Origin of the sequence: Salmonella sp. SJTUF15570, assembly GCF_043357055.1 — a bacterium.
Lineage (GTDB): Bacteria > Pseudomonadota > Gammaproteobacteria > Enterobacterales > Enterobacteriaceae > Salmonella > Salmonella enterica.
This window is the reverse complement of record NZ_JBEUKJ010000003.1, coordinates 1-17,022: the sequence shown is the minus strand read 5'-3', so window position 1 is coordinate 17,022 and position 17,022 is coordinate 1. Positions and strand designations below refer to the sequence as shown.

Here is a 17,022-nt window from a genome sequence, read left to right as displayed (position 1 = left end):
AACAGGGAGAGGAATGAGCATGTCTCATATTAACTACAACCATCTTTATTACTTCTGGCATGTCTATAAAGAAGGTTCTGTCGTGGGTGCCGCAGAGGCGCTTTTTCTGACGCCGCAAACTATTACTGGTCAAATTAAAGCCCTGGAAGAGCGTTTACAGGGGAAGCTATTTAAACGTAAGGGACGCGGTCTTGAACCCAGCGAACTGGGCGAGCTGGTTTTTCGCTATGCGGATAAAATGTTTACGCTAAGCCAGGAGATGCTGGATATCGTCAATTACCGCAAAGAATCAAACCTGTTGTTTGATGTCGGCGTCGCCGATGCTTTATCCAAGCGTCTGGTCAGCAGCGTTCTGGATGCGGCGGTGGTGGTGGATGAACCCATACATCTGCGTTGCTTTGAGTCGACGCACGAAATGTTGCTCGAACAGCTCAGCCAGCACAAGCTGGATATGATTATCTCCGACTGCCCGATAGATTCCACGCAGCAGGAGGGGCTATTCTCAGTCAAAATCGGCGAATGCAGCGTCAGTTTCTGGTGTACGAATCCGCTTCCTGAAAAAGCGTTCCCTGCCTGCCTGGAAGAGCGACGGTTGCTGGTGCCGGGACGGCGCTCAATGCTGGGACGTAAGTTGTTGAACTGGTTTAATTCGCAGGGGTTGCAGGTTGAGATCCTCGGTGAATTTGATGACGCGGCCTTAATGAAGGCGTTTGGCGCGACGCACGATGCGATTTTTGTGGCGCCGAGCCTTTATTCGCTGGATTTTTATGCCGATGAGTCGGTAATAGAGATTGGGCGCGTGGAGAATGTCATGGAAGAATATCATGCGATTTTTGCCGAGAGAATGATCCAGCATCCGGCGGTGCAGCGTATTTGCAATGCGGACTACTCGGCATTGTTTAAACTACAGTAGACGTACCTACCGTAATACTTCCGGCTGCGGAACTAGCCCGCAGCCGGAATCATTCTACAAGTTCAGTAGGCTACGGTACTGCCCACCTTCGCGGATAAACACCGGAATTCTGTTCAGTGGCGTAGCGTACTGCAGCGTCTGCCCTCCTGAATAGCTTTCACCGGTCGCAAGATCCGTCCATGTTTCCCCTTCCGGTAGCCAGATATCACGTTCGCGCATACCTTCATGCATGACGGGGGCGATCAGCAGGTCAGGACCAAAACAATACTGGTCGGTGATTGCCCAACTTGTTTCCTGTTCGGGGAATTCAAAGAACAGGGGGCGCATCACTGGCGTATTGTGCTTATGGGTTTCCTCCATCAGCGCTTTGATATAGGGCTTGAGTTTTTCTCGCAACGCCAGGCAACCTGTCAGTACCTCGCATACTTCCTCACCGTAGCTCCAGACCTCGTTCGGCGCACCTGTAGGGCATTGAGCAATGCCATCCCGGTACGGTTGCGCGGGTAAAATCTGCGGATCGCGGTTGCCGTGCAGACGCATCACCGGGCTAAAGACGCCCCACTGGAACCAGCGAATTAGCAATTCATGGAATTTCGGGTCGTGAATATTACCGCCATGGAAACCGCCAATATCCGTCGTCCACCACGGTATCCCCGCGATTCCCATATTGAGTCCGGCGGCAAACTGGTTGCGCAGCGATCTAAACGAGGAGTGAATATCCCCTGACCAGACCAGCGCGCCGTACTTCTGACTGCCGGCCCAGGCGCAGCGTAGCAGGTTGATAACCTGGTCTTCGCCATCAGCTTTCATGCCGTCAAAAAAGGTTTTAGCGTACATACGTGGGTAGATATTGCCCACTTCCAGTACCGGCCCGGCATGGTAGCGATAGTTGTCGTAGTCGTAAACGCTGAACTCAGGTTCGGCTTCATCTAACCAGAATAACTTCACGCCTTTATCGTAATAGTTGCGTTTGGCTTTGCCCCAGACGTAGTCGCGCGCGCCCGGATGAGTCGCATCAAAGTAAGTGGTATTGCCGAGGAAATCCATATTGATCGGCAAGCCACGTTCCGTTTGTACCAGCCAGCCGTTTTCGCGCATCTCCCGATAGCTTTCGGTACGGTTATCCACCGTCGGCCAGACGGAGACCATCAGCTCAATTCCCAGCGATTTCAGCTCGGCAATCATGGCATCAGGATCGGGCCAGTCGCGCGCATCGAACATCCAGTCACCCTGATTCGGCCAGTGAAAGAAGTCGATTACGATCACTGAGATAGGCAGATTGCGGCGCTTATATTCGCGGGCGACCTCCAGCAGCTCTTCCTGCGTACGATAACGGAGTTTGCACTGCCAGAAGCCCATGGCGTAGTCCGGCATCATCGGCGGCGTGCCGGTAGCCAGCGCGTAAGCCCGGCTAATTTCTGCCGGGGTATCGCCAGCCGTGATCCAGTAGTCCAGCTGTTCGCTGACCTGCGCTTCCCATTCGGTAACGTTTTGGGCAAAGGTTACGCGTCCGACTGCCGGGTTGTTCCATAAAAATCCGTAGCCCAGACTGGAGAGCATAAACGGTACTGAGGCCTGGGAGTTACGTTGCGCCAGCTCAAGCACGCATCCTTTGAGATCCAGGTTGGCCTGTTGATACTGCCCCATGCCATAAATTTTTTCCCCTTCGGTGGCTTCGAAGCGGGCTTTCAGTGAATATTTCCCACCCTGAATAGGGCGGAACTCGCGTCCCTCAAGGTTGAGTGCGCTAACGTACTGGCCGTGAGATGATTCATCCTCGCCAATTTCGCCCCGCAGGCGCCAGAACTCCTGCAACAGGGGTTTGTGTGGATGGCGGTAAAAGGTAACTTGTCCTTTTTGATTGACGATAGCGATAATTTTGCCGTTGGTCAGCGTTGCCTGGTGGTGCTCATAATCAATGTGGCACTGACTTTCTGCGACTGGCTCAGTCAATGCCCAGTCTTCATTTCTCATTACCGGCAGATGACGGCCGCTGCGTACGCGCAGGCTGTTCTCGCCCCAGGGTTCAATCCATAAATAGCGATCGTTTTGCTGCCAGACCAGACGACGCGGGTCTTGTTGCATAAATGGCATGGTGGTGCCTCCCATATTCGAGGGTGAAGGTAAAGAACGTTATGAGTTGACGGTTTCCAGATCGTGGCGAATCTTCTCTTCCATCGCTTCGTATTTGCGAAAGAAAAGTAGTGGGATCGCTGCGAGTGCGAAGAGTAGGGCGGGTGCCCAGATAAAGGCCCAGATAATGCCCTCCAGACCCGCAGCACTCTGGGCATGGTTGGGGACATAGCCAAAACTGTTCATGATCCAGGCGGCGAAAGCGGTGCCGAGGCCACTACCCATCTTGATGCAGAAGGTACTGCCGAAGGCGATAAGAATGCCGGTAGCCTTAATACCGGTCTTCCAGGCGCCGAAATCGACGGCGAAGCCCAGCATGGCAAACGGCATTGAGCAGGCGATACCGCTGCCGATATTGCCGAGTATCCAGGCGGCGATGAGGAAAGTAATGTTGTCCGCTGCCAGCCACATCATGACGCCGCCAAACGTGGCGACCAGCAGACCGCCTACCCATATCCAGGTTTTAGCCAGGTATTTGCTAAAGAAGGGGATAGCGATGATAAACAGGATCTGAATCGTCGCCAGGCTGTTAATCAGCGGTACCAGATCTTTACGGTCGAGGTTGTAGGTCAGATAATAGACAATGGTCGTGTTGCGCTGCTGTAGGGCAATCCAGAAGATCAGATTAGCCAGCACCATCAGGATCCACGGCCAGTTACCTTTCATCGCCGCGAAACTTTTTTTCATCGGCAACTTAGGTTCATGCTGTATTTTATCCGTATCCATTTCACGAATGTTTTTAAACGCAAAGAGCGTTAGCGCGCAGGATATAATGGCAAACGTAATTGCCGTATAAATAAAACCAGCGTGATCATCACCGTTACCTAAAAAAGCGACTAACGGCAAGGCGGTCGCGTTCATTAATAAAACCCCAATTTGTCCACCGGTCATTCGCCAGGAATTTAAAACCAGTCTTTCCTTGGGAGATAAGGTCATCAGGGGTAATATTGCACTGAGTGGTGTATTAAGTCCGGTAAATAGAATGCTGGCAATCATATAAGATATTGCTGCATAGATGGCTTTTCCTGTCATACTGATATCAGGAGACCAAAATGACAGCGCGCTGAATACCGCAAAAGGCAGCGGTAACCATAAAAACCAGGGACGACATTTACCGTAGCGTGAACGCGTTTTATCGATGATGATCCCCCATATGGGGGCATCTATGCCATCGATAATACGCGCCAGCAGCAGGATAACGCCTGCTACGGCAAGGCTAATGCCCGCAACGTCTGTGTAGAAATATAAAATGTACGTTGAACCGAAGCAGTACAGCAGATTACCCGCCACATCCAAAGAGCCGTAGCTAATACGCTGTAGTAAAGACAATGATGCTGACCCGGAAGGCTGGGTATCCTCAATGACAGAACTCATAATGATAACTCCGATATTGGTACGATACGCCCAGAAAAACAACCTCTACTTTCTAAGCAAGTTTTGAATATTATTTTTATGTCGTTTTTGAATTTAACCTCAGATTAAAATGAGTAAGTAAGGTGTACATGAAAAGTAGTTAACCCGACGGCATCAATCAATTATTAAATCTTACATCAGGATTGCGTTTATTAGTTTTTGAATGAGCGATGTTTTTATTTGCTAAGGTGGTCACAGTTTTTTCAGTAATGAAATAAGAAAAGGAAAACAGTGAAAGAAAATAACTTTCAAGTATTACGTGACTGAGGGAGGGGTAGCTGAAAAAATAGGCTGGTCAGGAAGAGCGTGAACGAGTGAGGTCAGAGCCAGCGGTTGTCGAGCAAAACGGCAGATAGCAGGCATAAAAAAACCCGCTTTACGCGGGTTTTTCTACAAAGCTGATAACAAGCAGGCGATTAAGCCAGTTTGTTGATCTGTGCAGTCAGGTTAGCTTTATGACGTGCAGCTTTGTTTTTGTGGATCAGACCTTTAGCAGCCTGACGGTCCACGATCGGTTGCATTTCGTTAAATGCTTTCAGTGCAGCAGCTTTGTCGCCAGCTTCGATAGCTGCGTATACTTTCTTGATGAAAGTACGCATCATAGAGCGACGGCTTGCGTTGTGCTTACGAGCCTTTTCAGACTGAACGGCGCGCTTCTTAGCTGATTTGATATTAGCCAAGGTCCAACTCCCAAATGTGTTCTATATGGACAATTCAAAGGCCGAGGAATATGCCCTTTTAGCCTTCTTTTGTCAATGGATTTGTGCAAATAAGCGCCGTTTAAATTGCAGCACTCGTTGCGTAGTGATGGCGCAGGATTCTACCAGCTTGCGTGCTGTGAATACAGCCTTTCCATGAGAAAAATTGCATTAAGCGGCGGGTTTTGGGGCGGAGTTTGCCGCATGGCGATGAAAAGCATCTTCTTTATGTTTCATCAGGGCAATAGTCGGTTAACCTTGACCGCTGTACAAGGTATACTCTTGCGATTTTCACTGTTTTGAGTCAGACATGAAGCTGATACGCGGCATACATAATCTCAGTCAGGCCCCGCATGGGTGTGTGCTGACCATTGGTAATTTCGACGGCGTACATCGGGGGCATCGCGCTCTACTGCAGGGTTTGCAGGAAGAAGGACGCAGACGCGGTCTGCCGGTGGTGGTCATGATTTTCGAACCGCAGCCGCTGGAGCTGTTCGCGACGGATAAAGCGCCCGCTCGCCTGACGCGCCTGCGTGAAAAACTGCATTACCTTGCGCAGTGCGGCGTGGACTATGTGCTGTGCGTGAAATTCGATCGCCGCTTTGCCGCTTTGACGGCGCAAACGTTTATCAGCGAACTGCTGGTGGAGCGACTTGGCGTGCAATTTCTTGCCGTCGGCGATGATTTCCGCTTTGGTGCTAGCCGCGCGGGCGATTTCTTGTTATTACAGAAGGCGGGGGCGGAGTATGGTTTTGCGGTTTCCAGCACCCAAACCTTTTGTGAAGGCGGCGTGCGTATCAGTAGTACCGCGGTGAGACAGGCGCTGGCGGAAGATAACCTGGCGCTTGCCGAAAGCCTGCTGGGACATCCCTTTACTATTTCCGGGCGTGTCGTTCATGGCGACGAGCTGGGACGTACCATTGGCTTCCCGACGGCGAACTTACCGCTGCGCCGTCAGGTCTCCCCGGTCAAAGGGGTCTATGCGGTGGAAGTCACCGGGCTTGGCGATAAGCCGTTACCCGGCGTAGCGAACATTGGCACTCGTCCAACGGTGGCTGGCGTGCGTCAACAACTGGAAGTGCATCTGCTGGATGTTGTAATGGACCTCTACGGTCGCCATATAGATGTAATACTGCGTAAAAAGATACGTAATGAGCAGCGATTTGCGTCGCTTGATGAGCTAAAAGCGCAAATCGCACGCGATGAGTTAACGGCCCGCAAGTTTTTTGGGCTAGCCGGGCAGGTGTAACCCTGACGGTGTTTATCAAACCGAAATACGGAACCGAGAATCTGATGAGTGACTATAAATCGACCCTGAATTTGCCGGAAACAGGGTTCCCGATGCGCGGCGACCTCGCCAAGCGTGAACCGGGAATGCTGGCGCGTTGGACCGATGATGATCTGTACGGCATCATTCGTGCGGCCAAAAAAGGCAAAAAAACCTTCATTCTGCATGATGGCCCTCCATATGCGAATGGCAGCATTCATATTGGTCACTCAGTTAACAAGATTCTGAAAGACATTATCGTGAAGTCCAAAGGACTGTCGGGATTTGACTCGCCTTACGTGCCGGGCTGGGACTGTCACGGTCTGCCTATCGAGCTGAAAGTCGAGCAGGAGTTCGGTAAGCCGGGCGAGAAATTCACTGCCGCTGAATTCCGCGCTAAGTGCCGCGAATATGCCGCTACGCAGGTTGACGGCCAGCGTAAAGACTTCATTCGTCTGGGCGTGTTGGGCGACTGGTCGCATCCGTACCTGACTATGGACTTCAAAACCGAAGCCAACATCATCCGTGCTCTGAGCAGAATTATCAAAAACGGTCATCTGCACAAAGGCGCTAAGCCGGTGCACTGGTGCGTTGACTGCCGTTCCGCGCTGGCGGAAGCGGAAGTTGAATATTACGACAAAACGTCACCGTCTATCGACGTGGCGTTCCGCGCCGTCGATCAGGATGCGGTGAAAGCGAAGTTTGGTCTGCCGGGTGTGAGCGGCCCTGTGTCGCTGGTTATCTGGACCACCACGCCGTGGACTCTGCCGGCTAACCGCGCCATCTCCCTGGCGCCGGACTTTGATTATGCGCTGGTGCAGATTGACGGTCAGGCGGTGATTCTGGCGAAAGATCTGGTTGAAAGCGTCATGCAGCGTATTGGCGCGGCTGAATACACCATTCTCGGCACCGTTAAAGGCGCGGAGCTGGAACTGCTGCGCTTTACCCATCCGTTTATGGGCTTTGACGTGCCGGCGATCCTCGGCGATCACGTCACCCTGGACGCCGGTACCGGCGCGGTACATACCGCCCCTGGTCACGGCCCGGATGACTACGTGATCGGTCAAAAGTATGGCCTGGAAACCGCTAACCCGGTTGGCCCGGACGGCACTTACCTGCCAGGCACATATCCAACGCTTGACGGTGTTAACGTCTTCAAGGCGAACGATATCGTTATTGAACTGCTGAAAGAAAAAGGCGCGCTACTGCATGTCGAAAAAATGCAGCACAGCTATCCGTGCTGTTGGCGTCACAAAACGCCGATCATTTTCCGCGCGACCCCGCAGTGGTTCGTCAGCATGGATAAAGAAGGGCTTCGTCAACAGTCCCTGAAAGAGATCAAAGGCGTTCAGTGGATCCCGGACTGGGGTCAGGCGCGTATTGAATCAATGGTCGCTAATCGTCCTGACTGGTGTATCTCACGTCAGCGTACCTGGGGCGTACCGATGTCGCTGTTCGTGCATAAAGAAACGCAGGAGCTGCTGCCGATTGAGCGTACTCTGGCGGCGATGGAAGAGGTGGCGAAACGCGTCGAAGTTGACGGTATCCAGGCGTGGTGGGATCTCGACCCGAAAGAGATCCTCGGCGAAGATGCTGATCAATACGAGAAAGTTCCGGACACGTTGGACGTTTGGTTTGATTCCGGTTCCACCAGTTACTCCGTGGTTGACGCACGTCCGGAATTCGCCGGTCATGCTGCCGATATGTATCTGGAAGGGTCTGACCAGCATCGCGGCTGGTTTATGTCCTCCCTGATGATTAGCGTGGCGATGAAAGGCAAAGCGCCATACCGCCAGGTACTGACTCACGGTTTCACCGTTGATGGTCAGGGGCGCAAGATGTCCAAGTCCATCGGTAACACCGTGTCGCCGCAGGATGTGATGAATAAACTGGGCGCGGATATCCTGCGTCTGTGGGTAGCGTCTACTGACTATACCGGCGAAATGGCGGTCTCTGACGAGATCCTCAAACGTGCTGCCGACAGCTATCGTCGTATCCGTAATACCGCGCGCTTCCTGCTGGCGAACCTCAATGGCTTCAATCCGGCCACCGATATGGTCAAACCGGAAGAGATGGTGGTGCTGGACAGGTGGGCGGTGGGCTGCGCGAAAACGGCGCAGCAAGAGATTCTGAAGGCATACGAAGCTTACGACTTCCATGAAGTGGTACAGCGCCTGATGCGCTTCTGCTCCGTTGAAATGGGCTCGTTCTACCTCGACATCATCAAAGACCGCCAGTACACCGCGAAGGCCGATAGCGTCGCGCGTCGTAGCTGCCAGACTGCGCTGTATCATATCGCAGAGGCGCTGGTTCGCTGGATGGCGCCGATCATGTCCTTCACGGCTGATGAAATCTGGGGCTACCTGCCGGGCGAGCGTGAAAAATATGTCTTCACCGGCGAATGGTACGACGGGTTGTTTGGCCTGGAAGAGAATGAAGAATTTAATGACGCATTCTGGGACGATGTCCGCTATATCAAGGACCAGGTCAACAAAGAGCTGGAAAATCAGAAAGCCAATGGCATCAAATCGAACCTGGAAGCAAAAGTGACGCTGAAATATGCTGACGATGCTAACGGTACGATCAAGAAGCTAAAACTGTTGGGTGAAGAGGTCAGATTTATCTTCATTACTTCCCAGTTCGTGATTTCTGAGCAAGCGGGGGGTATTGATGATGAAAATATTCAGTACAATGCTGGTAATACGACAGTTCAGGCAGTGGTAACGCGTGCCGAGGGTGATAAGTGTCCGCGCTGCTGGCACTACACTACTGATGTCGGCAAGGTGGCGGAACATGCAGATATCTGCGGACGCTGTGTCAGCAACATCGCCGGTAATGGCGAACAACGTAAATTTGCCTGATGAGTAAACCACTCTGTTCAACAGGACTACGCTGGCTATGGCTGGTAGTAGTCGTGCTGATTATCGATTTGGGCAGCAAATACCTGATCCTCCAGAATTTCGCTCTGGGGGATACGGTAGGGCTGTTCCCGTCGCTTAATCTGCATTATGCGCGTAACTACGGCGCGGCTTTTAGCTTCCTGGCGGATAGCGGCGGCTGGCAGCGCTGGTTCTTTGCCGGGATTGCGATAGGTATCTGCGTAATTCTTTTGGTGATGATGTATCGCTCGAAAGCGACGCAGAAGCTGAATAACATCGCTTATGCGTTAATCATCGGCGGCGCGCTGGGTAACCTGTTCGACCGCCTGTGGCACGGCTTTGTTGTCGATATGATCGATTTTTACGTCGGCGACTGGCATTTCGCGACGTTCAACCTTGCCGATAGCGCGATCTGTATCGGCGCGGCGCTGATTGTACTGGAAGGCTTTTTGCCGAAGCCGACAGCGAAAGAACAGGCATAAGCGTAAATACCGGGTAGCGCTTATCCGGTTTTGTAGGCCTGATAAGCGCAGCGCCATCAGGCAAACGTGGTGCCGGATGGCGGTGAAAACGCCTTATCCGGCCTACGGTTTTATCGTTCTTTGTGCCTCCGGGCAAAACACGTGAGCAATTTGCATGTCTAAATCCGTACAGAGCAACAGCGCGATCCTCGTTCACTTCACCCTGAAACTGGATGATGGCTCAACGGCGGAATCTACCCGCAATAACGGCAAGCCAGCCCTGTTCCGTCTTGGCGATACCTCGCTTTCCGAAGGTCTGGAGCAGCAGCTTCTGGGGTTGAAAGAAGGGGAAAAGAAAGCGTTTTCGCTGGAGCCTGACGCCGCGTTTGGCGTCCCCAGTCCGGACTTAATCCAGTATTTCTCGCGCCGTGAGTTTATGGCGGCGGGCGAACCGGAAGTCGGGGCGATTATGCTTTTTACCGCAATGGATGGCAGCGAAATGCCTGGCGTGATTCGCGAAATCAACGGCGACTCGATTACCGTTGATTTTAACCATCCGCTGGCCGGGCATACCGTTCACTTTGATATTGAAGTGCTGGAAATCGATCCGGCGCTGGAGGCATAAACATGCAGATCCTGTTGGCCAACCCACGCGGTTTTTGCGCCGGGGTAGACCGCGCTATCAGCATTGTTGAAAATGCGCTCGCTATTTACGGCGCGCCAATTTACGTTCGGCACGAAGTCGTGCATAACCGCTATGTAGTGGACAGCCTGCGCCAGCGCGGGGCGATCTTTATAGAGCAAATTAGCGAAGTGCCGGATGGCGCCATTCTGATCTTCTCCGCTCATGGGGTTTCCCAGGCGGTGCGTAACGAGGCGAAAAGCCGCGATCTTACCGTTTTTGACGCCACCTGCCCGCTGGTGACGAAAGTCCATATGGAAGTGGCGCGCGCCAGCCGTCGCGGTGAGGAATCTATTCTCATCGGCCACGCCGGGCACCCGGAAGTGGAAGGCACCATGGGCCAGTACAGCAACCCGGAAGGGGGGATGTACCTGGTTGAGTCGCCAGAGGACGTCTGGACGCTGAATGTCAAAAATGAAGGCAAGCTCTCCTTCATGACGCAAACCACGCTTTCCGTGGACGATACGTCCGATGTGATTGATGCGCTGCGTAAACGCTTTCCGAAAATCGTCGGCCCGCGCAAAGACGATATTTGCTATGCCACTACTAATCGTCAGGAAGCGGTGCGGGCGCTGGCGGAGCAGGCTGACGTGGTGCTGGTGGTCGGCTCGAAAAACTCTTCTAACTCTAACCGATTGGCGGAACTGGCCCAACGGATGGGAAGAACCGCGTTTCTTATCGACGATGCGGCGGATATCCAGGAGGCGTGGGTGAAAGAAGCCGCCTGCGTCGGCGTCACTGCTGGCGCTTCCGCGCCGGATATTCTGGTGCAGAATGTTATTGCGCGTCTGCGCGAGTTTGGCGGCGGCGAAGCCGTCACGCTTGAGGGGCGCGAAGAAAATATTGTTTTCGAAGTGCCGAAAGAGCTGCGTGTGGATGTTCGTGAAGTCGAATAAGATTTCACAATTCAGAAATCTGCCTGATGACGCTACGCTGACCAGATCTTAAGGATTTCTTTTGATATTCAATGTGCGACAGGAAAAATAAGGCGTAGTCGTCATCCGGTGCTAATGCCCCACCTTTTTGCTATTCATCTGAAAAACCAGCACAATCGTTGCTGGTTTTTGGGTTGTAATACCTACAGGGATAAGGGAAATGGGCAAAATAAAATATGGATTGCCAACGTTACTCGCCATCGGCTTTTGGATGGACGCGGCAAGCGCCACGGTGCTGGAGCTACCCGCCTGGGAGCGAAACTATACCGGGACTATCGCGGGGAAACCGGTAAACGTTAATATCACGCGATTTGGTAACTCTCTTAATGGATATTACTGCTATGAACCTTGCAATCAGCACAAGGCAGTGATTGTTCTACGCGGCTCACTCCAGGATAAAGAGGTGCATCTTGAAGAACGCGTGAAGGCGCTTTCGGGTTACTGGAATGCGGAAATCTCCAGTAGTGAGATTAAAGGCGAATGGACGTCCGCAGATAAAAAACGACATTTTCCTGTTGCCCTTATCTACCTCAAACCTAAAAACTCCCCTGATATTGTGCTGGTCACGAACACGAATGATGCAGGGGGTTACGACCCTTCCAAAGAGATTGATTGCGGCAATACGCCTGCCATTTCGGCGATAAAATTATACCGTGATGGTAAACTCATACAGACCTTAGATACCGCCTCGGTGGGCACTTGTAGCCCGTTTATGCCTCAATGGGGGGATGTCAATTTTGATGGCTACCCGGATCTGTCGATTGTAACAGAGTTACTTGCTGGGCCGGATGCTCCAGTACAAACATGGCTCTATGACCCCGCCAAACAGCGTTATGTTGATGCGCCAGCGTCTTATCAGGAAATCACTTCACCAGAGATCGATGCTGAACATAAACAGATTGTCAGCTATTGGCGCGGCGGTTGCTGCAGTCATGGCGTCAATGTGTATCGCTGGAAAGGAAAAACGATTGAACTGATCGATCGCGGTGAAAGCTACTTTCAGCCTGTGATCAGTAAAGGCAAAATGTATAACTGCTACATGATACCTTCCTACGCTGATGGGCGTATTATTTATCCGCTAGTACGTAAAAATGGTCATTTGACGCCGCCTCTTAGCCTTGATGGGACGTGTCAACCTTTTTGGCTAATCGGTAATGTTCGTACCGTGATTCAGGCAGAAAAACCCGGCGCTGAGCCCGAATCGCTTGAGATTCAGTGGCAGGAAAACAAAGCATCGCCAGGGCGTTTTTGCCCATTAGTTCCGTTTATCGAAGGTGATAAGCTAAGTCCGCGTCTGGTGACGGATGACGATGTGCCTGATACCTGTATCAGTCGCGCTGAGTATGAAGATATAAAACAATAGGTCAGGAGAGCGTTAATGACAGCATCCCTACACATTATTCTTGATACCGATCCGGGCATTGATGACGCGGCTGCGATTGCCGCTGCGCTGTTTGCCCCCGAGCTTGATCTGCAACTGATAACCACCGTCGCTGGCAATGTTTCCGTTGAAAAAACGACCCGTAATGCGTTGCAGCTTCTGCATTTCTGGAACAGCGATATCCCACTTGCCCAGGGGGCCGCGACACCGCTGCTGCGTCCGTTACGCGATGCGGCATACGTCCACGGCGAATCCGGTATGGAAGGCTATGATTTTGTCGACCATCAGCGCCAACCGTTGGCGAAGCCTGCGTTTATCGCTATCCGGGATGTGTTGATGAACGCCCCGGAGCCCATGACATTAGTGGCGATTGGGCCATTGACCAATATTGCGTTGCTACTGATGCACTATCCGGAGTGTGCGTGTAACATTCGCCGTCTGGTGTTGATGGGCGGTTCCGCAGGGCGCGGCAATTTTACGCCTAATGCTGAATTTAACATTGCTGTCGATCCGGAGGCCGCGGCGCTGGTGTTCCGCAGCGGTCTGGAGATTGTGATGTGTGGGCTTGATGTCACGAATCAGGCAATGCTCTCGCCAGATTTTCTGAATAAACTGCCCGCGCTGAATCGCACCGGTAAGATGTTACACGGCCTGTTCAACCATTATCGCAGCGGTAGTATGCGCACTGGCGTCCGGATGCACGATCTCTGCGCTATCGCCTGGCTGGTGCGTCCGGAGCTTTTTACCCTGCAATCCTGTTTTGTGGCCGTAGAAACGCAGGGGCAATATACCGCCGGTACCACGGTGGTAGATATTGAAGGGCGTCTGGGGCAGCCCGCCAACGCGCAGGTGGCGCTGGCGCTGGATGTGGACGGTTTTCGTCAGTGGGTGGCTGAGGTGTTTGCCTATGCGCCGTAATTACATGTTGGCGCCATAATCTCATACTTTGCCGCGATAGAGTCTCTCCGGCCTGCCCACTTTCCCGTAGCTGATCTCCGCTTCGAGAAAGTTATTTTTCACGCCTTGTTCCAGATAGCGTCGGGCAGTGGTTTTACTGCTGCCCAGAATTTGCGCCAGAGTGTCTGCTGTATGTACTGCCTGCGGGTCGGCGAATATTTGTCGTACCCGGTTGAAGGTGTTTTCATCAATTCCCCGCAGTCCGCTATTCGGTTCTGCGGTTTGTTCTTTGGCCTGGATATTAAATAAGGCATCAACGTGCGTCTGGTTTGCCTGCTCACTGGAACGTAACGAACTGCGGTAACGGGTGAACCGCTCCAGGGTATGCTGCAGGCGCTGATAATGTACCGGCTTAATCAGATAATCGAATACGCCCATGCGTAAGGCATCGCTGATGGTATCCATATGATTGTCGGCGGTAATGAAAATAATTCGCCCCGTGTAGTTGGTGCTGATGGTATGACGAATTAAATCGATCCCTTTGCCATCGGGTAAAAAATTATCCAATAGAATTAACTGTGGTTGATAGAGGCGTATTTGCTTCTTTGCACTTTCCAGTTTGTCTGCGATGCCGACGATTGAAAACTGGGGAAAAAGCTTGATGGTATCCACCAGGATTTCCGCTAGCATCGGTTCGTCTTCAACGATGAGTGTCGTAATGCTATCCATGTTATTCTTCTCTGGTAAAAGGGATATAGAGGGTAAAAATGGTGCCAAAAGGATTATTGTTATCGACGATAATGTCGCCATTGGCCTGCTTGACGTAGCTGTGCACCAACCATAATCCAATTCCGTGATCGCCGTTGTTGTGGGTGGTCACTCCACGCTCGAAAATATGCTGGCGGATATTTTCGTCAATACCACATCCCTGATCGGCAACTTCAATAATGACTTCATTACCTTCGCTATTGATCAGGCACTCAATCTGTCGCGAGCCTTCGCTATTGAGCAGGGTGGCGTTATAGGCGTTGTCCAATAAATTGCCAACAATCGAAATCCATTCATTATGCGAGAGCGATGACGGCAGGTGTTCAACAAAGCTTGAAGGATCGAAAATCAGCTCCAGCCCCAGCTCTTTTGCCCGATAATATTTACCGATTAATAGCCCCGCAAGGTGGTGGTCGCGGAAATTATGGGAAATAAAATCGAGTACTTTCTGGTGGCTTTCCGACTGCTGCTGAATCAGCGCCAGCGCATTATCGTAGCGCTTCAGGAACAGCAGTCCGGCAATGGTGGAAATAAGGTTGCGATGCTCATGCTGCACGGCGCGCAGGTTATCGGCGTATTGCCGCACCTGACTTAACTGCAGGCTGAGTGTATTGATATCGTCTTTGTTGCGAAAGCTAATAACCCAGCCCTGAGGCTGGTTGTCAATAATGACCGCCATGCGACTGGCGATGACTTTCATTTGGTTAAAGGTGACGATCTCATCTTTTTTGTTTTTTTGCGGCGCATCGTAAAAGAAGGCCTCCGGCAACACGACATGGTGGATTGCATAGCCAATGAGTTCAGACTCCGGTTGGCTCAGATTCAGTAAGCGGCGAGCCGTTTGGTTAATAGCGGTAATACGGTGATGGGAGTCAATGGCGATCAACCCTTCAAATACCGACTCAAACAACACGCTTTGCTGAATTAATAGTTGTGAAAGCTGCTGCGGCTCCATGTTAAGCATCTGCTTTTTAATATGCAGCGAGAAGCGGCGGGCGCAGTACAACAGTACCAGCAGCAGTAACGCCATCGGGAACAGCAACGAGCTGATTTGTAAGTTAAGCCAGCTCTCCAACTGTTCCAGAGTATAGCCGACGGAAACAATACCGATGACTTTACCGGTACTGTCCTGAATCGGGGATTTACCACGTAAGGAAGAGCCTAATGAACCTTTGCGCACCGATACGTAGCTTTTAGCGTTATACAGAGCGTCGTCGCTATCACCGCCCTCCATATATTTGCCGATCTCATCCGGGTTGACGTGATACAGTCGCTGACCTTTTTCGTTGCCAACGGTAATGTAAGTCGCGTCCGAAAACGAGCGCATTGGGTCAATCAGCGCTTTGATGCGTGACAAATCATGCGCCTCTACGGCTTCAACTAATTCTGGCATAGCGGATATTTGCATTGCCTGAATAAGCGCACGTTGGCCCACCTGATAATGCAGGCGCTCTTTCGTGATATCGGTCAGATACCAGGTGATTGCCAGCATCACGATGGTGGATGTAAACAGGATCAGTAGAAATATCCGGTTTTGAAACGAGCGTCTGGCAAACCAGCGTGTAATTTCCCGTATAAACATATTGGTATTTAGATATTTAATTACGGTATTTTCTTGCATTCGGCATCACCGGAACCTGAACCAGTTCATACTTACTTTTCTTTCAGAAAAAATTTGGATGAAAATGGGATACGACATGCGTATCCCATCCACTATTACATCGCCAGCACGTATTTCAGCATCACCCCGGCGGCAATCGCCGAACCGATAACCCCCGCCACGTTCGGCCCCATCGCGTGCATCAGCAGGAAGTTCTGCGCGTCTGATGCCAGCCCCACTTTGTTCGATACGCGGGCTGCCATCGGCACCGCCGACACCCCCGCCGAACCGATAAGCGGGTTGATTTTGTTCTTACTGCACAGGTTCATCAGCTTCGCCATCAGCACCCCGGCCGCCGTCCCGATACCAAAGGCAATCACACCCAGCAGCAGAATGCCCAGCGTCTGCGGCTGCAGGAACTTATCCGCCACCAGCTTCGCGCCCACCGACAGCCCGAGGAAAATGGTGACGATATTAATCAGCCCGTTCTGTACCGTGTCGCTCAGACGCTCCACCACGCCGCTTTCACGCATCAGATTGCCAAAGCAGAACATCCCCAGCAGCGGCGCGGCGTCCGGCAGCAGCAGCGCCACCAGCAGTAACAGCACCACTGGGAACAGAATCTTCTCCCGCTTACTCACCGTGCGCAGCTGCACCATGCGGATTTTGCGCTCCGTCTCCGTGGTCAGCGCGCGCATAATCGGCGGCTGGATTAACGGCACCAGCGCCATATACGAGTACGCCGCCACCGCAATGGCCCCCAGCAGCTCCGGCGCCAGTTTGCCCGACAGGTAAATGGCCGTCGGACCGTCCGCGCCGCCGATAATGCCGATGGCCGCCGCCTGCGGCAGGGTGAAGCTGATAAGGCCGAAGTAGTTCAGCGTCAGCGCCCCCAGCACCGTGGCGAAGATACCGAACTGCGCCGCCGCGCCGAGCAGCAGGGTGCGCGGGTTGGCCAGCAGCGGGCCGAAGTCGGTCATCGCGCCGACGCCCAT

15 protein-coding genes are annotated in these 17,022 nt (G+C 52.3%); 9 read left to right on the top strand and 6 right to left on the bottom strand.

Annotated features, from left to right (window positions below; all coding sequences use genetic code 11):
* Nucleotides 1–13: 13 nt before the first annotated feature.
* A complete protein-coding gene (nhaR, locus tag ABVN44_RS06405; protein ID WP_000062872.1) occupies nt 14–913 on the top strand; it encodes a transcriptional activator NhaR in 900 nt (299 codons plus the stop codon).
* 54 nt (nt 914–967) lie between these two features.
* Here the strand turns inward: nhaR and ABVN44_RS06400 are convergent, their stop codons facing one another.
* The 3 genes from ABVN44_RS06400 to rpsT form a co-directional block, all read right to left on the bottom strand.
* Complete coding sequence (locus tag ABVN44_RS06400; protein WP_001647565.1) at nt 968–3,007, bottom strand: TIM-barrel domain-containing protein; 2,040 nt, start codon at nt 3,005–3,007, stop codon at nt 968–970.
* A 39-nt stretch (nt 3,008–3,046) separates the two neighbouring features.
* The gene (locus ABVN44_RS06395; RefSeq protein WP_000099989.1) at nt 3,047–4,420 is read right to left on the bottom strand and encodes an MFS transporter; all 1,374 of its coding nucleotides are present in this window, start codon (nt 4,418–4,420) and stop codon (nt 3,047–3,049) included.
* A gap of 455 nt (nt 4,421–4,875) precedes the next feature.
* The gene (rpsT, locus tag ABVN44_RS06390; protein WP_001518655.1) at nt 4,876–5,139 is read right to left on the bottom strand and encodes a 30S ribosomal protein S20; all 264 of its coding nucleotides are present in this window, start codon (nt 5,137–5,139) and stop codon (nt 4,876–4,878) included.
* Nucleotides 5,140–5,244: 105 nt separating this feature from the next.
* On the opposite strand from rpsT, the gene ABVN44_RS06385 reads away from it, so the two are divergent.
* The 8 genes from ABVN44_RS06385 to rihC all read left to right on the top strand — a co-directional run bounded on the left by ABVN44_RS06385 (nt 5,245) and on the right by rihC (nt 13,680).
* On the top strand, nt 5,245–5,460 hold the full coding sequence (locus tag ABVN44_RS06385; RefSeq protein WP_001726890.1) for a DUF2575 family protein: 216 nt from the start codon (nt 5,245–5,247) through the stop codon (nt 5,458–5,460).
* Between the two features lie 7 nt (nt 5,461–5,467).
* Nucleotides 5,468–6,406 carry a bifunctional riboflavin kinase/FAD synthetase gene (gene ribF / locus ABVN44_RS06380; RefSeq protein WP_000767311.1) on the top strand — a complete coding sequence of 313 codons (939 nt, stop codon included), beginning with the start codon at nt 5,468–5,470 and terminating at the stop codon, nt 6,404–6,406.
* A gap of 44 nt (nt 6,407–6,450) precedes the next feature.
* Entirely contained in the window at nt 6,451–9,285 is a 2,835-nt protein-coding gene (ileS, locus tag ABVN44_RS06375; RefSeq protein ID WP_023232148.1) for an isoleucine--tRNA ligase, read from the top strand.
* Nucleotides 9,285–9,785 carry a signal peptidase II gene (gene lspA, locus ABVN44_RS06370; RefSeq protein WP_000042736.1) on the top strand — a complete coding sequence of 167 codons (501 nt, stop codon included), beginning with the start codon at nt 9,285–9,287 and terminating at the stop codon, nt 9,783–9,785. The genes ileS and lspA overlap by 1 nt, the downstream gene beginning before the upstream one ends.
* Before the next feature lie 154 nt (nt 9,786–9,939).
* Nucleotides 9,940–10,389 (top strand): FKBP-type peptidyl-prolyl cis-trans isomerase, encoded by a 450-nt coding sequence (fkpB, locus tag ABVN44_RS06365; RefSeq protein ID WP_000047269.1) that lies wholly within the window; start codon nt 9,940–9,942, stop codon nt 10,387–10,389.
* A 2-nt stretch (nt 10,390–10,391) separates the two neighbouring features.
* On the top strand, nt 10,392–11,342 hold the full coding sequence (gene ispH, locus ABVN44_RS06360) for a 4-hydroxy-3-methylbut-2-enyl diphosphate reductase (RefSeq protein WP_001166428.1): 951 nt from the start codon (nt 10,392–10,394) through the stop codon (nt 11,340–11,342).
* Nucleotides 11,343–11,541: 199 nt separating this feature from the next.
* Nucleotides 11,542–12,744, top strand: a complete 1,203-nt coding sequence (locus ABVN44_RS06355; RefSeq protein WP_023232147.1) for an XAC2610-related protein — start codon at nt 11,542–11,544, stop codon at nt 12,742–12,744.
* A gap of 15 nt (nt 12,745–12,759) precedes the next feature.
* Entirely contained in the window at nt 12,760–13,680 is a 921-nt protein-coding gene (gene rihC, locus ABVN44_RS06350; RefSeq protein ID WP_023232146.1) for a ribonucleoside hydrolase RihC, read from the top strand.
* Between the two features lie 21 nt (nt 13,681–13,701).
* Here the strand turns inward: rihC and ABVN44_RS06345 are convergent, their stop codons facing one another.
* The 3 genes from ABVN44_RS06345 to ABVN44_RS06335 form a co-directional block, all read right to left on the bottom strand.
* Nucleotides 13,702–14,388 (bottom strand): response regulator, encoded by a 687-nt coding sequence (locus ABVN44_RS06345; RefSeq protein WP_000377415.1) that lies wholly within the window; start codon nt 14,386–14,388, stop codon nt 13,702–13,704.
* Nucleotide 14,389: 1 nt separating this feature from the next.
* The gene (locus tag ABVN44_RS06340; protein WP_023216942.1) at nt 14,390–16,009 is read right to left on the bottom strand and encodes a sensor histidine kinase; all 1,620 of its coding nucleotides are present in this window, start codon (nt 16,007–16,009) and stop codon (nt 14,390–14,392) included.
* Between the two features lie 134 nt (nt 16,010–16,143).
* A partial coding sequence (locus ABVN44_RS06335; protein WP_393954254.1) for a sodium ion-translocating decarboxylase subunit beta occupies nt 16,144–17,022 on the bottom strand: 879 nt, incomplete at its 5' end.

Coding starts and splice junctions, on each gene's coding strand:
- nhaR (WP_000062872.1), top strand. CDS start 14: ATGAGCATGTCTCATATTAACTACAACCATCTTTATTACTTCTGGCAT.
- ABVN44_RS06400 (WP_001647565.1), bottom strand. CDS start 3,007: ATGCCATTTATGCAACAAGACCCGCGTCGTCTGGTCTGGCAGCAAAAC.
- ABVN44_RS06395 (WP_000099989.1), bottom strand. CDS start 4,420: ATGAGTTCTGTCATTGAGGATACCCAGCCTTCCGGGTCAGCATCATTG.
- ribF (WP_000767311.1), top strand. CDS start 5,468: ATGAAGCTGATACGCGGCATACATAATCTCAGTCAGGCCCCGCATGGG.
- ileS (WP_023232148.1), top strand. CDS start 6,451: ATGAGTGACTATAAATCGACCCTGAATTTGCCGGAAACAGGGTTCCCG.
- lspA (WP_000042736.1), top strand. CDS start 9,285: ATGAGTAAACCACTCTGTTCAACAGGACTACGCTGGCTATGGCTGGTA.
- fkpB (WP_000047269.1), top strand. CDS start 9,940: ATGTCTAAATCCGTACAGAGCAACAGCGCGATCCTCGTTCACTTCACC.
- ispH (WP_001166428.1), top strand. CDS start 10,392: ATGCAGATCCTGTTGGCCAACCCACGCGGTTTTTGCGCCGGGGTAGAC.
- ABVN44_RS06355 (WP_023232147.1), top strand. CDS start 11,542: ATGGGCAAAATAAAATATGGATTGCCAACGTTACTCGCCATCGGCTTT.
- rihC (WP_023232146.1), top strand. CDS start 12,760: ATGACAGCATCCCTACACATTATTCTTGATACCGATCCGGGCATTGAT.
- ABVN44_RS06345 (WP_000377415.1), bottom strand. CDS start 14,388: ATGGATAGCATTACGACACTCATCGTTGAAGACGAACCGATGCTAGCG.
- ABVN44_RS06340 (WP_023216942.1), bottom strand. CDS start 16,009: ATGTTTATACGGGAAATTACACGCTGGTTTGCCAGACGCTCGTTTCAA.